The 19,558-nt window shown below is 61.3% G+C and carries 15 protein-coding genes; 11 read left to right on the top strand and 4 right to left on the bottom strand.

What is annotated here, in order from left to right; genetic code table 11:
- Window positions 1–56: 56 nt before the first annotated feature.
- Entirely contained in the window at window positions 57–1,142 is a 1,086-nt protein-coding gene (gene hemE / locus ASN89_RS13975; protein WP_035823084.1) for a uroporphyrinogen decarboxylase, read from the top strand.
- Between the two features lie 841 nt (window positions 1,143–1,983).
- The gene (locus tag ASN89_RS13980; RefSeq protein ID WP_058049669.1) at window positions 1,984–4,041 is read left to right on the top strand and encodes a primosomal protein N'; all 2,058 of its coding nucleotides are present in this window, start codon (window positions 1,984–1,986) and stop codon (window positions 4,039–4,041) included.
- A 1-nt stretch (window position 4,042) separates the two neighbouring features.
- Here ASN89_RS13980 and ASN89_RS13985 read toward each other — a convergent pair whose 3' ends face one another.
- On the bottom strand, window positions 4,043–4,933 hold the full coding sequence (locus tag ASN89_RS13985) for an ArgP/LysG family DNA-binding transcriptional regulator (protein WP_058049670.1): 891 nt from the start codon (window positions 4,931–4,933) through the stop codon (window positions 4,043–4,045).
- A 129-nt stretch (window positions 4,934–5,062) separates the two neighbouring features.
- Between ASN89_RS13985 and ASN89_RS13990 the strand changes: the two genes are divergently transcribed.
- Together ASN89_RS13990 and ASN89_RS13995 are read left to right on the top strand one after the other, a co-directional pair.
- A complete protein-coding gene (locus ASN89_RS13990) occupies window positions 5,063–6,511 on the top strand; it encodes a dihydrolipoyl dehydrogenase (RefSeq protein WP_058049671.1) in 1,449 nt (482 codons plus the stop codon).
- A gap of 166 nt (window positions 6,512–6,677) precedes the next feature.
- The gene (locus ASN89_RS13995; protein WP_235501968.1) at window positions 6,678–7,799 is read left to right on the top strand and encodes an HD-GYP domain-containing protein; all 1,122 of its coding nucleotides are present in this window, start codon (window positions 6,678–6,680) and stop codon (window positions 7,797–7,799) included.
- A gap of 1 nt (window position 7,800) precedes the next feature.
- Here ASN89_RS13995 and ASN89_RS14000 read toward each other — a convergent pair whose 3' ends face one another.
- A complete protein-coding gene (locus tag ASN89_RS14000) occupies window positions 7,801–8,286 on the bottom strand; it encodes an SRPBCC family protein (RefSeq protein WP_058049672.1) in 486 nt (161 codons plus the stop codon).
- A gap of 209 nt (window positions 8,287–8,495) precedes the next feature.
- Here ASN89_RS14000 and ASN89_RS14005 point away from each other — a divergent pair, with 209 nt between their 5' ends.
- Complete coding sequence (locus ASN89_RS14005; RefSeq protein ID WP_046683205.1) at window positions 8,496–10,556, top strand: UvrD-helicase domain-containing protein; 2,061 nt, start codon at window positions 8,496–8,498, stop codon at window positions 10,554–10,556.
- Window positions 10,557–10,563: 7 nt separating this feature from the next.
- On the opposite strand, the gene ASN89_RS14010 is transcribed toward ASN89_RS14005, so the two are convergent.
- Window positions 10,564–10,920, bottom strand: a complete 357-nt coding sequence (locus ASN89_RS14010) for an addiction module antidote protein (RefSeq protein ID WP_058049673.1) — start codon at window positions 10,918–10,920, stop codon at window positions 10,564–10,566.
- The gene (locus ASN89_RS14015; RefSeq protein ID WP_200899209.1) at window positions 10,917–11,303 is read right to left on the bottom strand and encodes a type II toxin-antitoxin system RelE/ParE family toxin; all 387 of its coding nucleotides are present in this window, start codon (window positions 11,301–11,303) and stop codon (window positions 10,917–10,919) included. The genes ASN89_RS14010 and ASN89_RS14015 overlap by 4 nt, the downstream gene beginning before the upstream one ends.
- Window positions 11,304–11,463: 160 nt before the next feature.
- On the opposite strand from ASN89_RS14015, the gene ASN89_RS14020 reads away from it, so the two are divergent.
- The 6 genes from ASN89_RS14020 (at window position 11,464) to ASN89_RS14045 (ending at window position 19,480) form a co-directional block, all read left to right on the top strand.
- Window positions 11,464–11,682, top strand: coding sequence for a SlyX family protein (locus ASN89_RS14020; protein WP_046683207.1), 219 nt, complete (start codon window positions 11,464–11,466; stop codon window positions 11,680–11,682).
- Window positions 11,683–11,836: 154 nt separating this feature from the next.
- The gene (locus tag ASN89_RS14025) at window positions 11,837–13,996 is read left to right on the top strand and encodes a M3 family metallopeptidase (protein WP_235501969.1); all 2,160 of its coding nucleotides are present in this window, start codon (window positions 11,837–11,839) and stop codon (window positions 13,994–13,996) included.
- A gap of 229 nt (window positions 13,997–14,225) precedes the next feature.
- Window positions 14,226–16,379, top strand: a complete 2,154-nt coding sequence (locus ASN89_RS14030) for a M3 family metallopeptidase (RefSeq protein ID WP_058049675.1) — start codon at window positions 14,226–14,228, stop codon at window positions 16,377–16,379.
- Window positions 16,380–16,488: 109 nt separating this feature from the next.
- A complete protein-coding gene (locus ASN89_RS14035; protein ID WP_034753881.1) occupies window positions 16,489–16,701 on the top strand; it encodes a VF530 family DNA-binding protein in 213 nt (70 codons plus the stop codon).
- 11 nt (window positions 16,702–16,712) lie between these two features.
- A complete protein-coding gene (locus ASN89_RS14040) occupies window positions 16,713–16,991 on the top strand; it encodes a DUF4404 family protein (RefSeq protein ID WP_034753883.1) in 279 nt (92 codons plus the stop codon).
- Between the two features lie 227 nt (window positions 16,992–17,218).
- Window positions 17,219–19,480, top strand: coding sequence for a YgiQ family radical SAM protein (locus tag ASN89_RS14045; RefSeq protein WP_058049697.1), 2,262 nt, complete (start codon window positions 17,219–17,221; stop codon window positions 19,478–19,480).
- The last annotated feature ends 78 nt before the right edge of the window (window positions 19,481–19,558 follow it).

Here is a 19,558-nt window from a genome sequence, read left to right on the forward strand (position 1 = left end):
AAATGGCGGCGATTGGATGCGATAATACCGCTTCTCCAAGCTATTGATTGCCTTCCATGCCACAATTTGCTCCGCTCCAGAATGATACTTTCCTGCGCGCCCTGCTGCGCCAGCCGACCGAGCATACCCCTGTCTGGCTGATGCGCCAGGCGGGCCGCTACCTGCCCGAATACCGCGCCACGCGCGAGCGGGCCGGTTCCTTCCTGGGCCTGGCAAAGAATCCCGATTACGCCACCGAAGTGACCTTGCAGCCGCTGGAGCGTTTCCCGCTCGACGCGGCCATCCTGTTTTCCGACATCCTGACGGTGCCTGACGCCATGGGCCTGGGCCTGTACTTTGCCGATGGCGAAGGGCCGAAATTCGAGCGTCCGCTGCGCACGGAGCAGGACGTGAAGGCGCTGCAAGTGCCGGACCTGGAGTCGCTCGACTATGTCTTCAAGGCCGTCACGCAAATCCGCACGGAACTCAACGGCCGCGTGCCGCTGATCGGTTTTTCCGGCAGCCCGTGGACCCTGGCGTGCTACATGGTGGAAGGCGGCGGTTCGAAAGAATTTCACACCATCAAGAAGATGCTGTACAACCGCCCGGACCTGATGCACCACATCCTGGCCATCAACGCCACGTCCGTGGCGCAATACCTGAATGCGCAAATCGATGCCGGCGCGCAAGCCGTAATGATTTTCGATTCCTGGGGCGGTGCGCTGGCCGATGGCGCGTACCAGGAATTCTCGCTGGCCTACATGCAGCAAGTGGTGGCGCAGCTGAAACGCGACAAGGATGGCGTCAAGATTCCCGCCATCGTGTTTACCAAGGGTGGCGGCCAGTGGATCGAGCAGATCGCCGACATCGGCGCCGATGCCGTGGGCCTGGACTGGACCGTCAACCTGACGCGCGCGCGCCAGCTGGTCGGCCATAAAGTAGGCTTGCAGGGCAACCTCGACCCGGCCATCCTGTTCGCCAGCCCGGATCAGATCCGCGCCGAAGTGGCGAAAGTGCTCAACGCCTTCGGCGCGCCATCGGCCGGCACGGGCCACGTGTTCAACCTGGGCCATGGCATTTCCCAGTTCACGCCGCCGGAATCCGTGGAAGCCATGGTGGAAGCCGTGCACAGCATGAGCCGCGCCATGCGCAGCGGCCAGTAAGCATTCGTTTTCCCCTGGCGCAGGGGCAGAAAAGGCAGGCTTTCCAGTGGAAGCCTGCCTTTTTCTTTGCTGCGCCTTAGCAAGAAATACCGACTTATGCACAATTTTTTTTGCTGCGGAAATAAGAGGCAGTGTCAAAGCCATGCCCGGGGACGCTCCGCAAGTACTTGATTATTAAGACATAAAAAATCCATTGATCGGCGGACTTTGTTGCTATTGATAAGGTTATTCTTTCGTTCGCCTTCCTTATTCCTTCATTGTCCACAAAGTTATCAACAGATTCTGTGGATAAAATTGAAAAGTATTTTGTTAACCGATACTTAGCGCCGATGTTCAGGTTTCACGTGAAGTGTATGTTGCACTGCATGATAATTGAACAATGTTTCGCCGGCCGGCAGATAAAAACGAACGCTTGCCCGGCAATTGTCAACTTTGCCGCATGCCGCTCCCGTTTTTCCCGTTCGGACGCCTCAAAATGGTGCTGATTTCTGTATAAATACATTACAAATGGTTCAGTTATGCACAGCGGCGGGAATGCCCTGCGGATTTCCAGCCTCCCGGGCGTCAATTTTTAAGTCATTGATTTTAAAAGATTAATTTTTATTGCGTGCCGCTCTTGACGGCGATCGAAATTTTCTGTCCACATTTTTCTGAAAGTTAATTTTGCTTTGTCCACAAAGTTATCCACAGAATTTTCTTCAGGCACGATGACATGCTGCCCTGTTCGCCGTTAGGCGTTTGATGGACGAAACAAGTATCATGGCCCGCTGGCTTGATGCCTGACATTCCGCGCGCCATCGATCTGGCGGCGCGCTTTTTTATTGAGATAGGCCCACCCCCCATGTCGCAGTGCATTTTGACGTCGTGCATCCTGAAAATCGCGCTCGACACGCCCTTGAACGCCCTGTTCGACTACCGCTGGAACGCGGCGGCCGATGCCGGTGCGGACGCCGCCGCACCGCTGCCGCAAGTGGGGCAGCTGGCGCTGGTGCCGTTCGGCCGGCGCGAAGTGATGGGGCTGATCGTCGGCGTGTCCGACAGCACCGACGTGCCCGCCGCGAAATTGAAGGACGTGCTGGCCGTGCGCAGCCAGCTGGCGCCGCTGTCGGAACAGTGGCTGGCGCTGGCCGCTTTTGCCGCCGATTACTACCAGCGCCCGCTCGGTGAAGTGGCCCTGCCGGGTCTGCCGAAGAATTTGCGCGTGCTCACCACGGTGGCGCTGGACCGCGCCATCAAGAAGCTGGCCAAGCTGGCCGATGCGCACGACGGCACGCCGCTGAACATGCCGGCCCTGAATGCCGCCCAGCAAGAAGCGGCAGACACTATCGGCGGCGCCCAGGGTTTCAAGCCCACCTTGCTGTACGGGGTGACGGGCAGCGGCAAGACGGAAGTGTATCTGCAAGCCTGCGCCCAGGTGCTGGCGCGCGAGGACGATGCGCAAATCCTGATTCTAGTGCCGGAAATCAACCTCACGCCCCAGTTGGAAGGCAATATCCGCGCGCGATTTCCCGGCGTCATGCTGGCCACCTTGCACAGCAGCCTGTCCGAAGGCGAGCGCATGCTGCACTGGCTGGCTGCCCACCAGGGCCAGGCGCGCATCGTGCTTGGCACGCGACTGGCCATCCTGGCGTCCTTGCCGAAGCTCAAACTGATCGTCATCGACGAGGAACACGACCCATCCTACAAGCAGCAGGAAGGCTTGCGCTACTCCGCGCGCGACCTGGCCGTGTGGCGCGCCTGGCAATTACAGATTCCCATCGTGCTCGGTTCGGCCACGCCATCGCTGGAAAGCTGGCACCACGCACAGACGGGGCGCTACCGCAAGCTGGAATTGCGCGAGCGGGCCGTCAAGAATGCGGCGTTGCCGCGCGTCAAGATTTTGGACATGGAGCGCGACAAGCCGAAAGATGGCCTGACTTCGCATCTGGTAGCCGCACTAAAACTGCGCATGGAGCGGGGGGAGCAGTCGCTGCTGTTCCTGAACCGGCGCGGCTATTCGCCCGTCATCTGCTGCGAATCGTGCGGCTGGATCAGCAATTGCACGCGTTGCACCTCGTTCATGGTGCTGCACAAGCCCGAACATCGCTTGCGCTGCCACCATTGCAGCCTGGAGTTGCGCATTCCCCGCCATTGCCCCACGTGCGGCAACGTCGACTTGCAGCCGCTGGGCCGCGGTACGCAAAGGGTGGAAGAGGGCTTGCAGCAATTGTTTCCCGAGGCGCGCATCTTGCGCATCGACGCCGATTCCACGCGCAAGAAGGGCAGCGCGCAGGAGGCGTTCGACACCGTGCACCGGGGCGAAGTGGATATTCTGATCGGCACGCAGATGGTGGCCAAGGGCCACGATTTCAAAAAGCTGACCCTGGTCGGCATTTTGAATCCGGATACAGCCCTGTTTTCGCAGGATTACCGGGCCAGCGAACGGCTGTTCGCGCAATTGATGCAGGTGGCGGGCCGCGCCGGGCGAGCCGCGCAGACGGAAGGTGGCAGCGTCAGTGAAGTGCTGATCCAGACGCGCTATGCGCGCCATCCGCTGTACGACGCCGTCGTCAATCACGATTACGACCACTTCGCCACGACCTTGCTGGAGGAGCGGGCGCAAGCGGCGCTGCCGCCGTACCTGTTCCAGGCCCTGCTGCGCGCCGAAGCGCCCGAGCTGGCCACAGCCATCGAATTCCTGCAGGCGGCGAAAGAATGCATGGAACACCCGCAGGTGACCATCAATGACCCGATTCCCATGAGCATGACGCGCGTCTACAACGTGGACCGCGCCCAGTTGCTGCTGGAATCGAGCTCGCGGCCCGCGCTGCAGGCGTTCCTGAAGGAGTGGCTCACTGAATTGCGCGCCATGAAGACGCGCGTGAAATGGTCGCTGGAAGTGGACCCGCTGGATATTTGAATTACTGCAGGTAATCGCGCGCCGACTTGACGATCTGCTCGGACAGCAGCTTGGTAAACGGCGTGTCCAGGGTCCAGGCGTGCCAGCTCAGCGGCACGTCCAGGGTGTTGCCGGGCATCAGATCGACCAGTCTTTCCGTCGCCAGCGCTGGCGCTGCCAAGCGCTGCGGCATCAGGCCGTAGGCCAGGCCATCCTGGACGCAGCCGCGGCGCGCCGCTTCCACCGGTAAAGTATGGTGCGGAAACGGTTCGCGCATGCTCAATTGTTCAGCGAGGAAACGCGCCAGCAAACTGTGCTGGCCCACGACGGCGGGCGCCAGTTGCACCGCCTCGGCAATAAAACCATCGCCGAACCAGTGGCCGGCAAACACGGGTGTTGCCACGCAGACATAGGGCAGGGTGCCCAGCGGCGTGACGCTGGTGGCGGCCGCCGCGTCGATGGCCGTGCCGGACTCGGCTGCCACGCAGCCAAACACGGAGCCGTCGCGCACCATCTGCAAGGCGCTGTCGCTGTCGGCCAGGCGCACGTCGAGCTGGCAGCGCGGCGGCGCCAGCAGGGCGGGCAAGGTGTCGGGGAACCACGTGGCCAGGCTGTCGGCATCGATGGCGATGGCGATTTCCGGCATGCTGACGCTGTTGCCCAGGTCGATGTCGAGCGACGCTTCCATCAGCTTGACGTTGCGGTGATGCACGATCAGGCGCTGGCCCAGGCCCGTCGGCACGGCTGGCTGGCCACGGATGATCAGCAATCGCCCGCTGGCGTCTTCCAGCGCCTTGATGCGCTGAGAGACGGCCGACTGGGTGATGCCCAGCGCCAGGGCGGCCTTGTCGAAACTGCCATGGCTGGCCACGGCGTCCAGCACGGCCAGCGCGCGATAATCAAGTGATCCCATTAGCTCAGCTTATAAATTTTGAAAATGATTAGTTATACTAATGCATATATTGCTGCAAAGTAAAACCTTATTTTTGGCAAACGGGTAGTATCGAACGCTGTGAGCAACCTCAATGAGATGGATAGCACCATGAAGACGATACAAGTGGATGTGGCCGTGATCGGCAGCGGTACGGCCGGCATGACGGCGCACAGGGCGGCGCGCATGCAGGGCAAGCGCGTGCTGATGATCGAAAGCGGGCCGTACGGCACGACCTGCGCCAGGGTGGGCTGCATGCCCAGCAAACTCCTGATCGCAGCGGCCGAGGCGGCCCATGCCGTGGCCGCCGCGCCCGGTTTCGGCGTGCATCCGGGGCCCGTGCGCATCGATGGCCGGCAAGTGATGGCCAGGGTGCGCAGCGAGCGCGACCGCTTTGTCGGCTTCGTGCTCGACGGCGTCAACGCCATCCCCGACGAAGAGAAACTGCACGGCCATGCGCGCTTCATCGGACCAGGCAAGCTGCAGGTGGATGAGCATACGATCGTCGAAGCCACCAGCGTAGTCATCGCCACCGGCTCCACGCCCATCGTGCCGCCCGAGTGGCAAGCGGCGGGCGAGCGCCTCATCACCAGCGACGCCGTGTTCGAGTGGACGGATTTGCCCAGCTCGGTGGCCGTGGTTGGCAGCGGCGTCATCGGTCTGGAACTGGGCCAGGCGCTGGCCCGCTTGGGCGTGCGCGTGACCCTGTTTGCGCGCGGCAATAAAGTCGCGCAGCTGACGGACCCGCTGGTGCTGCGCGAGGCGGACGCCGTGCTGGCGCGCGAACTCGATATCCGTTTCATGACCAAGGTCGCGCGCATGGAAAAAACCGTCGATGGCAGCGGCATCCTGCTGACCAGTAGCGATGACGCCGGCGTGGAAAAAAGCGAGCAGTTCGAGTATGTGCTGGCCGCCATCGGCCGCGCACCGAACGTGGACAAGATCGGCCTGGAAACGGCGCAAATCGAGCTCGACCGCCATGGCGTTCCCCTGCATGACCCGCACACCATGCAATGCGGCAAGAGCGCCATCTTCATCGCCGGCGATGCCGACAACGAACTACCGCTGCTGCCCGAAGCGGCCGACGAGGGTCGCATCGCGGGCGACAACGCGGCGCACTTTCCCAATGTGAAGCCGGGCTTGCGCCGCACGCCGTTGACGATTGCCTTCACGGAGCCGCAGATCGCCACCCTGGGCGCCACGTACCAGCAATTGTGCGTGAGCCACGCGGGCCGCTTTGCCGTCGGCGCCGTGTCGTTCGGCAACCAGGGCCGCAGCCGCGTGATGCTGCAAAACCAGGGCTTGCTGCGCGTGTATGCGGAGTTCGGCAGCAAGCGTTTTCTCGGCGCCGAGCTGATCGGCCCACGGGCGGAACACCTGGGCCATTTGCTGGCCTGGGCGTGCCAGGCCCAGTTGACGGTGCCGGCCATGCTCGACATGCCGTTTTACCACCCCGTCATCGAGGAAGGCGTGCGTACGGCCTTGCGCGAACTGGCGCTGCACCTGGAAAAAGACCCGGAACATGCGTCCGGCTGCGCCGATTGCACACCGGGACCTTGAAGGCAACTTTATGATTTACATAATTTTGTAGACAAGCTCACATGATTGCGCGATCATCGCTGGCACATTGAAATATTGATTAAAGGCAAAAAACATTTCAATTGGCACATGCCGCCCATGCCGCAATGGTAAAAAGGGCGGCGGCTGGCGATGACACGGAGACGATGTGAAAATTCGGCGCATTTACGCGGGAGAACTCGCCCTGGGCGTGGCCCTGCCTTGGGACGTGCATGGCGAGACGGGCAGCTTGCTGGCCAGGCTGGGCCATGTCATCAGCAGCGAGAACCAGATCGCATTGCTGCTCGCGCGCGGCGTCATCGCCGATACCAGTGCCGACGTGCCGCGCACGGCCACGGAAGCGCCATCGGCGCTGCGCATGCTGAACCTTGTCACGGCCGGACTGGCCCTCGTCTTGCCGGCCATTGCCGCCGGGCAGGCGGGCAGCCATGCATTCCTCGCGCCGCTGGCGCAGTTGGTGGAAGAGGCCGTTGTTCTGGACGCCGACGTGGCGCTGGCCTGCATTTTGCACAACCAGGGCGCGGGCGACTTTGCCGTGCGCCACAGCGTCGACACGGCCGTCATCACGGCCCTGCTGGCGCGCGCCCTGAAACTCGATGACGGCGTGATCCGCAGCGTGGTGCTGGCCGCGCTGAGCATGAATGTGGGCATGCTGGAACGCCACGCCCATTTCCAGCACAAGGCGGGCCCGCTGGACGCGCAGGAACGGGCATATTTGCGGGCCCATCCGCAAGCGGGTGTCGACTTGCTGCGCGCGGCGGGCGTGACGGACGCCGTCTGGTTGCAGGCCGTGCTGCAGCACCATGAAAATATCGATGGCAGCGGCTATCCGCTGGGTACGCAAGGCGAGGCGATCGGCATCGGCGCGCGCCTGATCATGCTGGCCGACCGCTATTGCGCGCGCGTGTCGAAGCGCAGCTACCGCCAGCCCTTGCTGCCGAACGTGGCCCTGCGTGAAATGCTGATGGCCGACAAGGCTACCCTGGATGCGCCGCTGGCGTCCCTGCTGGTGCGCGAACTGGGCATCTACCCGGTCGGCACCTTCGTCAAACTGTTGAATGGGGAGGTCGGCGTCGTCACGCGCAAGGGGCTGAATGCCACCACGCCCCATGTGCAGTCGCTGGTAGGCCCCCGCGGCGCGCGCCTGGACGTGCCGCTGCGGCGCGATACGCGCGTGGACTTGCATGCGATTCGCGAAGTGCTGAGCGCCGAGCAGGCGGGACTGCAGTTTCGCCCCGATCAGTTGTGGGGCCGCAGCGCGCGAATTTGATTTAGTTCAGCAAGCCCGCATCGAGCCGTCCTTCGAGCGCCAGTTCGCGCATGATGCGCACGGTGTCGATGTCGGACTCCTTGTAGGCCGAGCGGCGGAAGTCGTCGTACAGGGCGTTGGCCGCGTCGGTGGCTGCGTCGTGGCCGTCGTCGTACTGGAAGCGCACCCACATGCTCACTTCATCGGGCATTTCGATGGTCATCACCAGCGAGGACGCGCTGATATCCTGTTGCGCCGGCACTTCGTAGCGCACCTGCAGTTGCGGTATCAGCACCACCTTGTCGTTGATGACCAGCTCGCCATAGCGCAGGCTGCGCGCGAAACCGGCATCGCTGCGCTCGCTGATCTGGCATTCGTCGAGGTGCGGCACGAACAGCTTCGGCGACTCGGCGCGCAAGACCAGGCCGCGCCAGACTTGTTCCAGGGTCAAGGTGTCGATCAGCGGGTTCAAGGGATCGTTGATTTCAATCAGGTGTTCAAATTTCATGGGACTGCCATTCGGTAAGTGGGCGCGCACGGGCGATATAGGCGGAATGGTACTCCAGGCGTGGCATCGCCGCACGCATTGAATCGGCCAAGATGGCGTCACATGGCGATATATCAATGCCATTGCCTGTTTTTCGGGCAGGGTCCGCCATGCAAATAGCCTGCGCGACGCTGTTACAATGGGCTGCTGTTCCCTGCGGAAATACCCTGATGTCCAAAGCACCACAGTTCGGTCTGAATGCGCCCCAAAGCGAAGCGGTTACCTACCTCGACGGCCCTTGCCTCGTGCTGGCGGGCGCCGGTTCGGGCAAGACGCGCGTGATCACGCAAAAGATCGCCCATCTGATCGAAGACCGGGGCTATGACCCGCGCACCATCGCCGCGCTGACCTTCACCAACAAGGCGGCGCTGGAAATGCAGGAACGCATCGCCAAGCTGTTGAAACAGCCGCGCCAGGCCAAGCAGTTGACTGTGTCGACCTTCCACTCGCTGGGTGTGAAAATCCTGCGCCAGGAAGCCAATGGCGTGGGCTTGAAGGACCGCTTTTCCATCATGGACAGCGACGACTGTTTTTCCCTCGTGCAAGATCTTGCCATTACCACCGATAAACAGGTCATACGCGGCATCCAGAATGCCATGTCCCTGTGGAAAAATGGCCTGATCGATCCGGACATGGCCCTGGCGCAAGCCAAGGATGAGGACGAAGCGAATGCGGCGCGCATCTACCGCAGCTATGTGGCCACCCTGTCCGCCTACCAGGCCGTCGATTTCGACGATCTGATCCGCCTGCCCGTGGAACTGTTCCGCAACAACGGGCCCGTGCGCGACAAGTGGCAGCGCCGCCTGCGCTATCTGCTCGTCGATGAATACCAGGATACGAACACCTGCCAGTACGAACTGGTGAAACTGATGGTGACGGGCATCGGCAAGAAGCCGATGTTTACGGCCGTGGGCGACGACGACCAGGCGATTTACGCGTGGCGCGGCGCCACCGTGGAAAATCTGAAAACCCTGGAAACGGATTTCCCCGATCTGCGCGTGATCAAGCTGGAGCAGAATTACCGTTCCACCATGCGCGTGCTGAACGCGGCCAATGCCGTCATCGGCAATAACCCGAAACTGTTTGAAAAGTCGCTGTGGTCGGAGCACGGCCTGGGCGAGCCGATCAAGGTGCTGGGCATGCAGACGGACGAGCAGGAGGCGGAGCAGGTCGCCATCATGATCTCGGCCGACCATTTTGAACGCAAGAACAAATTTTCCGATTACGCGATTTTGTACCGGGGCAACCACCAGGCGCGCATCATCGAGCAGTGCCTGCGCAAGGAGCGCATCCCGTACACGATTTCGGGCGGCCAGAGTTTCTTCGACAAGGCCGAGATCAAGGACATCATCAGTTATCTGCGTTTGCTGGCGAATGAAGACGATGACCCGGCCTTCATTCGCGCCGTGACGACGCCGCGCCGTGGCGTGGGCCAGTCGACGCTGGAGGTGCTCGGTGCGTTCTCGGGGCAGTGGCAGTGCTCGCTGTTCCAGGCCGTTTTTAAAGGCGGCATCGAGGCCAAGCTGACGGACCGCCAACTGGGGCCGCTGCGCGACTTCTGCAACTTCATCAACGACCTCGAATCGCGCGCCAGCCGTCCCGGCGCGGCCGGCAGCGGCGACAACGCGGCCGAAGTGCTCGATGACATGATGAAGGAAATCCACTACGAATCGTATCTGTACGATGCTTTCGAGGAACGCCAAGCGCAAAGCAAGTGGCAGAACGTGCTGGAATTCGTCAACTGGCTCAAGGAACGGGGCCGGGGCGGCAAGGACCGTGACGGCGAAGAAAAGAACGTGCTGGAATTGACGCAGATGGTGGCCTTGATGACCATGCTCGAGGGCAAGGACGAGGAGCAGGACGCCGTGCGCATGTCCACCCTGCACGCGTCGAAAGGGCTCGAGTTTCCGCACGTGTTTCTGGTGGGCGTGGAAGAGGGGATCTTGCCGCACAAGGGCGACCCTGACGCGCCGGCCGAAACCATCGCCGCGCGCATCCAGGAAGAGCGGCGGCTGATGTACGTGGGCATCACGCGGGCGCAGCGCACCTTGCACATCACGTGGTGCAAGAAGCGCAAACGGGCCGGCGAGCAAGTCCATTGCGACCCGTCGCGCTTCATCAAGGAAATGCAACTCGACGTGGGCGATGCCGTGCCGACGGAGGCGGAAGTCATTTCGCCGAAAGAACGCCTGGCGCGCATGAAGGCCTTGCTGGCCGCGCCGAAGGGCTAAGCGGCGTTTACGCTTCCACAGTGCCGTCGGGCGCGGTTTTCGGCACGATGGCCAGCTGCATGCCCAGCGCATCGAGCATCTTTAAAATGGTTTCAAAGCGCGGTTTACTGCCTTCGCGCAAGGCTTTATACGCGCCTTCACGCGTGATGTCGGCCCGGGCCGCCACCTTGCCCATGCCGTGGGCGCGCACCACGTCGTTCATGGCGGACTGGAACAGTTCGGCGTTGCCGGTGGCGACGATTTCGCTCATGTAGGCGGCCACGGCGGCTTTGCTGGTCAGGTGTTGTGTGGGATCAAATTTGCTCAATCCCAGCGCGTCGAGGTCGTCGAGGTCGAAGGTATCGCCATGGATGTCTTGATTCATGTCTTTCGTGCTCCTGTCGATGGGCTGGCTGCCGCTTTTTGCTTCCGGATGGCCGCCTGTTGGGCTTTCAATGTTTTCAGTATCGCTTGCGCGTGCTTGATGTCGCGCCGCTGGCTCGACTTGTCGCCACCGAGCAGCAGCAAGATCAGGGTGCCCAGGTTGGTCTCGTGAAAATACACGCGCCAGCCCGGTCCCGTCTGTAAAAAACGCAGCTCGCACACGCCTTCGCCCACGGGCCGCCAGTCGCCCTTTTTACCGTGCTGCAAATGCTTGATGCGCGCATCAATGGCGGCGGCAGCCACGTCGTGCAGGGAGTCTTCCCAGCGGCGGTATTCAGCCGTCTTGCGCGTGTCGATCAGGTCAGGCAAAGTGGATACGTCCATTGTAATCGTTTGTTCTCATTCGTCAAGCAGTTTGATTCAGTCATAAGGGAAGAATAGGCAGAAATGACCGCCTGACCGATGAGAATGGACGAGGTTTGTCCTGGCTCACGCCGCTGCGGCGGTAGAATGCCGCTTTCAGTCAGGAACCACCGAGAGCACCATGGACAATGCAGAACAGATGGAAATACGTTTCGTCGACATCGAAATCAAGCTGGCGCAGCAGGAAGACCTGGTCGAATCGCTGAACCAGATGGTGTACCAGCAGGGCAAGCGCATCGACCAGTTGGAAGCGATGCTGCACAAGCTGGGCGAACATGTGCGCGACGGGGCACAGCAGGCAAATGGCGGGCTGGTCAACGAGCGTCCGCCACATTACTAAATCGGCATCGTGATGCGGGACACATGAAAACCGTTCATCACTGGCGGGCGCGCTACCATCGGTAGTTGCTGGTGACGCAAGTGTTTCAGGCTGTTATTATTTCAGGCTGGCCCGCGACACAATCGCGGCTCTCTTGCGTTTCTTGAAAGAAGACATGACCCGTCCAACAATGCTCGTCATCGCCGCCAGCCTGATGCTGGCGCCAGCCGCCGCCGCTTTTGCCGCCACCGCGGCGCCTGCCACTATCGCTACCGCGGCGGCAACGCTGCCTGCCTCAAACCCGTTTGCGCAAGCGAGCAGCCTGCCATTCAACTATCCGCCGTTCGACAAGGTGCAGGACGCGGACTACGCGCCCGCCTTTACGGCAGGCATGGCCGCCAACCTGGCGGAAATCAGTGCGATTGCGAACAACAAGAAACCAGCCACGTTCGACAACACCATCGTGGCCATGGAGCGCTCGGGCCAGTTGCTGAGCCGTGTGCGCACCGTGTTTTCCGTGATGTCCGGCTCGAATACGAATGACACGATCCAAGGCCTGGAACGCGAACTGGCGCCGAAAATGGCGGCTCACAGCGACGCGATCATGCTCAACGACAAGTTGTTCAAGCGCATCGACACCCTGTACGCCAAGCGCGACAAGCTGGGCCTCGATGCCGAATCGAAACGCTTGCTGGAGCGTTACCACACGGACTTCGTGCGCGCCGGCGCCAAGCTGTCGGCGGCGGACAAGGAAAAGCTGCGCGCCTACAACGGCCAGCTCGCTGCCCTGTCGACCAAGTTCGCACAAAATGTGCTGAAGGAATTGAACGCGTCGGCCGTCGTCGTCGATACGCGCGAAGAACTGGATGGCCTGTCGCCTGCCGCCATCGAAGTGGCCGCCGGCCTGGCCAAGAAGCGCGGCCTGGACGGCAAATACGTGATTGCCCTCGTCAACACGACGGGCCAGGCGCCGTTGTCGCTGCTGACCAACCGCGCCTTGCGCGAACGCATCATGGCCGCTTCGCAAGCGCGCGGCAGCCGTGGCGGCGAGTTCGACAACACCCAGGAAGTGCTGGAACTGGCCAAACTGCGGGCCGAACGTGCCGCGCTGATGGGCTACCCGAACTACGCCGCGTATTCGCTGGAAGACCAGACGGCGCACGACACCACCGCCGTGAACGCCCTGCTGGGCGAGCTGGCGAAGCCGGCCGTCGTCAATGCGCGCCGTGAAGCGGACGATATCCAGAAGGTCATCGATGCAGGCAAAGGCGGCTTCAAGGTGGGCGCCGCCGACTGGGCCTTCTATAGCGACAAGGTACGCGCCGAACGCTACAACTTTGATGAAACGCAATTGAAACCGTACTTTGAAATGCACAGCGTGCTGACCAAGGGCGTGTTCTTTGCCGCCGGCAAGTTGTACGGTCTCACGTTCAAGCAGCGCACCGACTTGCCCGTCTACACGTCCGACATGCTGGTCTACGACGTCTTCAATGAAGACGGCACGCAGCTGGCGATTTTCACGCTCGATCCTTACGCGCGCAGCAACAAGCGCGGCGGCGCTTGGGCGAATGCCTATGTAGGCCAGTCGACCTTGCTGGGCCGCAAACCCGTCATCGCGAATAACCTGAACATTCCAAAGCCGGAAGCGGGCCAGCCGACCCTGATGACGTTTGACGAAGTCAACACCATGTTCCACGAATTCGGCCATGCGCTGCACGGCATGTTTTCGAACGTGAAATACCCGCGCTTTGCCGGCACCAGCGTGCCGCGCGACTTCGTCGAGTACCCGTCGCAAGTCAATGAAATGTGGGCGCTGTGGCCGGAAGTACTGCAAAACTATGCCAAGCATTATCAGACGGGCGCGGCGATTCCCGCCGAGCTGCTGGCGAAAGTGACGGCGGCCGACAATTTCAACCAGGGCTACAAAACCACGGAATACCTGGCGTCGGCCCTGCTGGACCAGCGCTGGCACCAGCTGACCCCGGCGCAAATCCCGACCGACGTGCTGGCGTTTGAAAAAGCCGCCTTGACGGATGCCGGCGTCGATTTCGCCCCGGCGCCGCCGCGCTACCGCACCACGTATTTCTCGCATGCGTTCGCGGGCGGCTACTCGGCCGGCTACTACGCGTATTTGTGGTCGGAAAAGCTTGATGCCGACACGGTCGAGTGGTTCAAGGAAAACGGCGGCCTGACGCGCAAGAACGGCGACTGGTTCCGTACTAAACTGCTGTCGCGCGGCGGCAGCGCCGATGCGCTCGACATCTACCGCAACTTCCGCGGTCGTGATGCGAAGATCGAGCCGCTGCTGGAACGCCGTGGTTTGAACGGCAAGTAATCCTCGTACCCGTCACCGGCCTGGCCGGTGATGAACATCAGTGGCCGCCAAGCAATGGGCGGCCATTTTTATTTGGCGAATCGCCACGCAGGCCGTGGTAAACCGCGCAGTTGGCGTGATGCACCACAGGATCGCCCATGTTGGATGACGCCTGTGTGACAGGCTGCTATGATCTGCCACTGGCCCGCGACGCGATCGCGGCTCTTCCCCGCGCTTTCAGAAAGATGTCATGATCCGTCCACAACTGCTCGTCATCGCCGCCAGCGTCATGCTGGCCCACGCCGCTCCGTCCGCCATGGCTGCCGCCACCGCAAAATCCGCGCCCGCCGCTGCCATCAGCGCCCAGAACCCCCTGCTGAAAGCCAGTCCGCTGCCATTCCAGATGCCGCAATTCGGCCTGATCAAGGATGAGCACTACGCGCCGGCGTTTGCCGAAGGCATGAAACGCCAGCTGGCTGAAGTCAACGCCATTGCGAACAATCGCCAGGCGCCCACGTTCGAGAACACCATCGTGGCGCTCGAGCGCACGGGGCAGCTGCTGCACCGCGTGAATAGCATCTTCAGCAACATGACCTCGACCAATACCAATGCCGTGCTGGAAGCGGTGGAAGTGGACGTGTCGCCAAAACTGGCCGCGCATGGCGATGCCATCACCTTGAATCCGAAATTGTTTACCCGCATCGACACCCTGTACGCCAAGCGCGACAAGCTGGGCCTCGATGCCGAATCCCTGCGCCTGCTGGAGCGCTACCACACGGACTTCGTGCGCGCCGGCGCCAAGCTGTCCGATGCGGACAAGGAAAAATTGAAAGCCTATAACGCCGAGCAGGCAGGCCTGGAAACGGCCTTCGCGCAAAACGTGCTGAAGGAAACGAATGCCAAGAGCATCGTCGTCGACACGCGCGCCGAACTGGCCGGCATGACGGACAGCGATATCGACACGGCCGCCGCCGCCGCCAAGGAACGCGGCTTGACGGGCAAGTTCGTCATCGCCCTCGTGAACACCAGCGGCCAGCCGCCGCTGGCCGTATTGACGGATCGTAAGACACGCCAGCGCCTGATGGATGCGTCGCTGAACCGGGGCAGCCAGGGCGGCGAGTTCGACAACCGCGCCATCGTGCTGAAGCTGGCGAAACTGCGCGCTGAACGGGCCACCTTGCTCGGTTACGCCAACTACGCCGCGTATTCGCTGGAAGACCAGACGGCCAAGACGACGACGGCCGTCAATACGCTGCTGTCGGAACTGGCGAAACCGGCCGTCGCCAACGCGCGCCGCGAAGCGGCCGACCTGCAGCAAGTGGTCGATGCGGAAAAAGGCGGTTTCCAGGTGGCAGCGGCCGACTGGGCCATCTACACGGACAAGCTGCGCAAGCAGCGTTTCAATTTCGATGAAAACGAGCTGAAACCGTACCTGGAATTGAATAGCGTGCTGAACAACGGTGTCTTCTTTGCCGCCAATAAACTGTACGGCATCAGTTTCAAGGAACGTAAAGATCTGCCGGTGTACAACCCGGACGTGCGCGTCTACGACGTGCTCGACGCCGACGGCAAGCCGCTGGCCCTGTTCATCGCTGACTTCTATGCGCGCGGCAACAAGCATGGCGGCGCGTGGATGAATGAATACGTGTCGCAGTCAATGCTGATGGGCACGCACCCGGTCGTGGCCAATCAATTGAACATTCCAAAGCCGCCGGCCGGCCAGCCTACCTTGCTGACCTTCGACGAAGTGACGACCATGTTCCACGAATTCGGCCATGCGCTGCACGGCATGTTTTCGAACGTGAAATATCCGCGCTTTGCCGGCACCAGCGTACCGAGCGACTTCGTCGAGTATCCATCGCAAGTCAACGAAATGTGGGCCGTGTGGCCGGAAGTGCTGCAAAACTACGCCAAGCACTATCAGAGCGGCGCGGCCATGCCGCAGGAATTGCTCGACAAGGTCACGGCGGCGAAGAAATTCAACCAGGGTTTCATGACGACGGAATACCTGTCGGCAGCGTTGCTGGACCAGCGCTGGCACCAGCTGGCGCCGAACCAGATCCCGACCGACGTGCTGGCTTTTGAAGCGGCGTCGCTGAAGGATGCGGGCGTCGATTACGCGCCCGTGCCGCCGCGCTACCGCACCAGCTACTTCTCGCACAGCTTCTCGGGCGGCTACTCGGCGGCGTATTACGCTTACCTGTGGTCGGAAAAACTGGATGCGGAATCGGTCAACTGGTTCAAGGAAAACGGCGGCCTGACGCGCAAGAATGGCGACTGGTTCCGCAGCAAATTGTTGTCGCGCGGCGGCAGCGTCGATGCGCTGCAACTGTTCCGCGACTTCCGCGGCCGCGATGCCACCGTGGAACCGCTGCTGGAACGCCGCGGCTTGAACGCGAAGTAAGACGCCCTCATCAGAAGCTTGCGTTGCGTTGACATGGCGCACGCAAGCTTTCCGTGCCGGCGGCGTAGAATTGAGTAAGATGTAATTAAGAAGGCAGTCGAAAGAGTATATGAGTCAGCAAGATTTGAATGGCATTACCCTGGAAGGTATCGTGACGCGCCTGCAAGCCCACTACGGCTGGGACGGCCTGGCCAAGCACATCGATATCAATTGCTTCATCAGCGATCCCAGCATCAAGTCGAGCCTGAAGTTTTTGCGCAAGACCCCGTGGGCCAGAAGCAAGGTGGAACAATTGTTCCTGGACACGCAATTTACTGACTGACAGGAAAAAACATGGATAGCAAACTCAAGGAATCGTTGCAACAACTGCATTCGACACTGGAAACCAGCGGCCCCGTCGATGAAGAACTGCATGGTTTGCTGCAAAAACTCGATGTCGACATCAAGTTGCTGATGGAAAAACGCGCCGCGCAGGAACAGGAAGAAGAGTCGACCACCTATGGACTGGCCGAGCGCAGCCAGGAATTGTCGGCCAAGTTTGCCGTCAAGCATCCGAAACTGGAGCCGGCGCTGCGGGAACTTGGTGAAATTCTTGCCAACATGGGTATTTGAATAAATTGCGGGAATTGCCGGGCCTTGTCCAGCCGGGACGGGCCTTCTTTCTCCCAAGTAATTGAAAAATAAACGTTTTTTGTACTGAAATCCAACAGTAAAAAGCAGGCCGTCAGGTTGGAAATGGCCAATTCCGGTACAATTCGTACCCTATGAGCTCCCCTACCAATTTATTTGCGACCGTTCCCAAGCGGTCTGCCCGCGCTGCCGTGGCGCCTTTCCTGCCGATGTCGCGTGCCGAGATGGACGCGCTGGGCTGGGACCAGTGCGACGTCATCCTCGTCACGGGCGACGCCTACATCGACCATCCGAGTTTCGGCATGGCCCTCGTTGGCCGCCTGCTCGAAGCGCAAGGTTACCGCGTTGGCATCATCAGCCAGCCGGACTGGCTGTCGGCCGAAGCGTTCCGCATCCTCGGCAAGCCGCGTCTGTACTACGGCATTACCGCCGGCAACATGGATTCCATGGTCAACCAGTACACGGCCGACCGCAAGATCCGCTCCGACGACGCCTATACGGCCAATGCCGAACCGAACAAGCGCCCTGACCGCGCCGTCACCGTGTACGCCCAGCGCGCGCGCGAAGCGTATCCCGACGTGCCCATCGTCATCGGCAGTATCGAAGCATCGTTGCGCCGCATCGCCCATTACGATTACTGGTCGGACAAGGTCCGCCGTTCCGTCTTGCCCGATTCCAAGGCCGATCTGCTGATCTTCGGTAATGCCGAACGGGCGCTGGTCGACCTGACCCACCGCCTGGCCGCCGGCGAATCGATCAAGGATATCCGCAACTTGCGCGGCACGGCCTTCATGGTGCCGTCTGGCTGGTTGCCCGGCGACGACTGGGGCGTGCACAATTCCACCCGCGTCGACGTGCCCGGCAAGATCGATCCGCACTACAGCCCGTATGAGATGGTGCAGGAAGACAAGACTGCCTGCGCCACGGAAAATGCGTCGAAATCGGCCGAAGTCATCAAGCCGATCCGCATCATGAGCCGCGAAGAGCGCCTGGCCATGGCCAAGGAAAAGCACGACAAGACGGTCGTGCGCCTGCCCGCCTATGACGTCGTCAAGGATGACCCCGTCATGTATGCGCACGCGTCGCGCGTGTTCCACCTGGAATCGAATCCCGGCAATGCGCGCGCCATGGTGCAGGCGCACGGCGAACGCGACGTGTGGCTGAACCCGCCGCCGTTGCCGCTGGCCATGGACGAGATGGATGGCGTGTACGACATGAATTACGCGCGCGCTCCGCACCCGAGCTATGGCAAGGCGCATATCCCCGCCTGGGAAATGATCCGCTTTTCCGTCAACATCATGCGCGGCTGCTTCGGCGGCTGCACCTTCTGCTCGATCACGGAACATGAAGGCCGCATCATCCAGAGCCGTTCGGAACCGTCGATCTTGCGCGAAATCGAGCATATCCGCGATAAAACCAAAGGTTTTACAGGCACCATTTCCGATATGGGCGGTCCGACGGCGAATATGTATCGCCTTGCCTGCAAGGAAAAAGAGATCGAAGTCTCGTGCCGCCGCCTGTCGTGCGTGTACCCGTCCATCTGCGTCAACCTGGGTACGGACCACAGCAAGCTCATCTCGTTGTACCGCAAGGCGCGCGCCATTCCCGGCATCAAGAAAGTCTTGATCAGCTCGGGCTTGCGCTACGATCTGGCCGTGCGTTCGCCCGAGTACGTGAAGGAACTGGTCACGCACCACGTGGGTGGCTTGCTGAAGATCGCGCCCGAGCACACGGAAGAGGGCACCTTGTCGAAGATGATGAAGCCCGGCATCGGTGCGTACGACGAGTTCAAGGAAATGTTCGACCGTTTCTCGCTGGAAGCGGGCAAGAAGCAGTATCTGATTCCGTATTTCATCGCCGCCCATCCGGGCACGACGGACCTGGACATGCTGAACCTGGCCCTGTGGCTGAAGAAGAACAACTTCAAGCTCGACCAGGTGCAAACCTTCATGCCCACGCCGATGGCCATGGCCACGACCATGTACCACACGCGCAAGAATCCTTTGCGCAAGGTCACGGCGGATTCGGAAGTGGTGGAAACGGCCCGTAGCGGCAAGATCCGCCGCACGCACAAGGCGTTCCTGCGCTACCAGGACCCGGCCAACTGGCCGATCCTGCGCGAAGCGCTGGTCAACATGGGCCGTGGCGACTTGATCGGCAATGGCGACAAGCATTTGATACCCGCCTGGACGTCGTCGGAATCGGGCGGCCTGGCCGCAGGCGAACGCAGCCGCCAGACGCATGGTGCCGGCACGCCGGACAAGTTCAAGGTCACGCCGGGCAAGAACCGCATCGCTCTGGGCGGTACGGCAGCGGCGCCCAAAGCGTCGGCCGCCGAGTCGAAGGTGCGTCCATCGATCTTGTCGACCATCAAGACCAAGGCCAAGCCGGCCGCCGCGCCGATGGGCCGTGGCAGCAAGCCGCCAGCCAAGGGCGGCCATGGGGCGCCGGCACGAGGCGGACGCAAGTAAGCGGTTCTTCCCCCTCGGGCATTGACTGAAACCCGGCAACGCGACCTGCGTTGCCGGGTTTTTTGCTATCGGTGCACC

The sequence above is a fragment of the Janthinobacterium sp. Ant5-2-1 genome (genome assembly GCF_001445815.1).
GTDB classification, from domain to species: Bacteria; Pseudomonadota; Gammaproteobacteria; order Burkholderiales; family Burkholderiaceae_D; genus Janthinobacterium; species Janthinobacterium lividum_E.

Coding starts and splice junctions, on each gene's coding strand:
- hemE (WP_035823084.1), top strand. CDS start 57: ATGCCACAATTTGCTCCGCTCCAGAATGATACTTTCCTGCGCGCCCTG.
- ASN89_RS13980 (WP_058049669.1), top strand. CDS start 1,984: ATGTCGCAGTGCATTTTGACGTCGTGCATCCTGAAAATCGCGCTCGAC.
- ASN89_RS13985 (WP_058049670.1), bottom strand. CDS start 4,933: ATGGGATCACTTGATTATCGCGCGCTGGCCGTGCTGGACGCCGTGGCC.
- ASN89_RS13990 (WP_058049671.1), top strand. CDS start 5,063: ATGAAGACGATACAAGTGGATGTGGCCGTGATCGGCAGCGGTACGGCC.
- ASN89_RS14000 (WP_058049672.1), bottom strand. CDS start 8,286: ATGAAATTTGAACACCTGATTGAAATCAACGATCCCTTGAACCCGCTG.
- ASN89_RS14005 (WP_046683205.1), top strand. CDS start 8,496: ATGTCCAAAGCACCACAGTTCGGTCTGAATGCGCCCCAAAGCGAAGCG.
- ASN89_RS14010 (WP_058049673.1), bottom strand. CDS start 10,920: ATGAATCAAGACATCCATGGCGATACCTTCGACCTCGACGACCTCGAC.
- ASN89_RS14015 (WP_200899209.1), bottom strand. CDS start 11,303: ATGGACGTATCCACTTTGCCTGACCTGATCGACACGCGCAAGACGGCT.
- ASN89_RS14020 (WP_046683207.1), top strand. CDS start 11,464: ATGGACAATGCAGAACAGATGGAAATACGTTTCGTCGACATCGAAATC.
- ASN89_RS14025 (WP_235501969.1), top strand. CDS start 11,837: ATGACCCGTCCAACAATGCTCGTCATCGCCGCCAGCCTGATGCTGGCG.
- ASN89_RS14030 (WP_058049675.1), top strand. CDS start 14,226: ATGATCCGTCCACAACTGCTCGTCATCGCCGCCAGCGTCATGCTGGCC.
- ASN89_RS14035 (WP_034753881.1), top strand. CDS start 16,489: ATGAGTCAGCAAGATTTGAATGGCATTACCCTGGAAGGTATCGTGACG.
- ASN89_RS14040 (WP_034753883.1), top strand. CDS start 16,713: ATGGATAGCAAACTCAAGGAATCGTTGCAACAACTGCATTCGACACTG.
- ASN89_RS14045 (WP_058049697.1), top strand. CDS start 17,219: ATGTCGCGTGCCGAGATGGACGCGCTGGGCTGGGACCAGTGCGACGTC.